The organism is Streptomyces deserti (assembly GCF_054782695.1).
Window position 1 is genome coordinate 1 of record NZ_BAAGRZ010000095.1, and the last position, 2,304, is coordinate 2,304.

A 2,304-nucleotide genomic window follows, 5' to 3' on the forward strand; every position below is an offset into this window, starting at 1 on the left:
ACGACGAGACGGGCTCTTCGGAGCTGCGCCGCCGCCTGCTGTCGCTGACGGAGCCGGAGCGGGAGGCGCTGCTGCTGGATCTGGTACGAACGCATGCTGCGGCCGTGCTCGGCTATGACGGGCCGGAGTCGGTGGACGCCCAGCGGGCCTTCCGGGAGCTCGGCTTCGACTCGCTGACGGCGGTGGAGGCGCGGAACCGCTTGGCCGCGGTGACGGGGCTGCGGCTGCCGACCACGTTGGTCTTCGACTACCCGAACGCCAGGGCTCTCGCGGCTCATCTGCGTGAGCGGTTCCTGGGCACGGCGGGGACGGTGACCGACGCCGGTGCGGCGTCGGCGGCGGTGGTGCCGGTACGAGACGACGAGCCCATCGCCATCGTCTCGATGAGCTGCCGGTACCCCGGGGGCGTGCGGACGCCCGAGGAACTGTGGCGCTTGGTCCTCGACGGTACGGACGCCATCTCCGTTTTCCCCGCCGACCGTGGCTGGGATGTCGCCGGCTCGGCCGGGTTCCGGGCCGAAGGCGGGTTCGTCTACGACGCGGCCGAGTTCGATGCGGGATTCTTCGGCATCTCGCCGCGCGAGGCGCTGTCGATGGACCCGCAGCAGCGGCTGCTCCTGGAGAGCGCCTGGGAACTGTTCGAGCGGGCCGGTATCGCGCCCTCGTCCGTGCGCGGGAACCAGACCGGAGTCTTCATCGGATCCGGTTACCAGGGGTATGGAGAAGGTGCCCAGGAGGCCCCGGAAGGGGTCGAGGGCTATCTGCTCACGGGCAACTCCGGAGCAGTCGTGTCCGGCCGCCTTTCCTACGCGTTCGGCCTGGAGGGTCCGGCCGTGACGGTCGACACGGCGTGCTCGTCGTCCCTGGTGGCGCTGCATCTGGCGGCCCAGGCGCTGCGACAGGGCGAGTGCGACATGGCCCTGGCCGGCGGCGTGACGGTGATGTCCACACCCACCGCGTTCGACGAGTTCAGCAAGCAGCAGGGTCTCGCGGCTGACGGGCGGTGCAAGCCGTTCGCGGAGGCTGCGGACGGTACGGGGTGGGGTGAGGGTGTCGGTCTGCTGTTGCTGGAGCGGTTGTCGGATGCCCGTCGGAACGGGCACGAGGTGCTGGCGGTGGTGCGGGGTTCGGCCGTCAATCAGGACGGTGCGAGCAATGGGCTTACGGCTCCGAACGGTCCGTCGCAGCAGCGGGTGATTCGGGCTGCGTTGGCGAGTGCCGGGCTCGTGCCGGGTGATGTGGATGCGGTGGAGGCGCACGGTACGGGAACCACGCTGGGCGACCCGATCGAGGCGCAGGCGCTCATCGCCACGTACGGACAGGGACGGTCTGAGGACCGGCCGCTGTGGCTGGGCTCGGTGAAGTCGAACATCGGTCATACGCAGGCGGCCGCCGGTGTCGCGGGTGTGATCAAGATGGTGATGGCGATGCGGCAGGGTGTGCTGCCGCAGACGTTGCATGTGGATGCGCCGAGTTCGCATGTGGACTGGTCGGCGGGCGCTGTGGAGCTGCTGACCGAGGCGCGGGAGTGGCCGGAGCGGGAGGGCGAGTCGCGTCGGGCGGGTGTGTCGTCGTTCGGTGTGAGCGGTACGAACGCGCATGTGATCGTGGAGCAGGCGCCGGTTGAGGAGAAGGACTCTGCGGAGTCGGTGCCGGTGCCGGTGCCGGTGGGTGTGGTGCCGTGGCTGGTGTCGGCTCGTAGTGCGGAGGCGCTGCGTGCTCAGGTGGAGCGGTTGCGCGAGCACCTGGTGATGCACTCCGACCTGGATGTTGCCGATGTGGGTTGGTCGCTGCTGTCGGGCCGCTCTGCGTTGGAGTACCGGGCCGTGGTGCTGGGGCGTCAGCGGGAGGACTTCGTCCAGGGTCTGGAGGCGTTGGCCTCCGGCGGGCCTGGGGTGGTGACCGGGGCGGTCGCTGAGGGGCGCCTTGCTGTGGTGTTCACCGGGCAGGGCAGTCAGCGGCTCGGGATGGGCCGGGAGCTGTACGCAGCGTTCCCGGTGTTCGCGGATGCGCTGGATGAGGTGTGCGCGCATCTGGATCCGCTGCTGGATCGCCCGCTGCGGGAGGTGATGTTCGGGGAGGACGCCGGGCTTCTGGAGCAGACCGGGTTCGCTCAGCCGGCGCTGTTCGCGATCGAGGTCGCCCTGTTCCGGCTGGCGGAGTCGTTCGGGCTGCGGCCGGAGGTCGTGGGCGGTCATTCGATCGGTGAGTTGGTGGCGGCGTATGTGGCTGGGGTGTGGTCGCTGGAGGATGCGGCCCGTCTGGTGGCGGCGCGTGGCCGGTTGATGCAGGCCCTGCCGGAAG

General features: G+C 70.1%; 1 protein-coding gene. It reads left to right on the forward strand.

All coding sequences use genetic code 11. The features are described 5' to 3' along the window. Positions 1-2,304, forward strand: a 2,304-nt coding sequence (locus tag ACYVMZ_RS39220; protein WP_461088084.1) for a type I polyketide synthase, incomplete at both ends; no start/stop codon positions are given.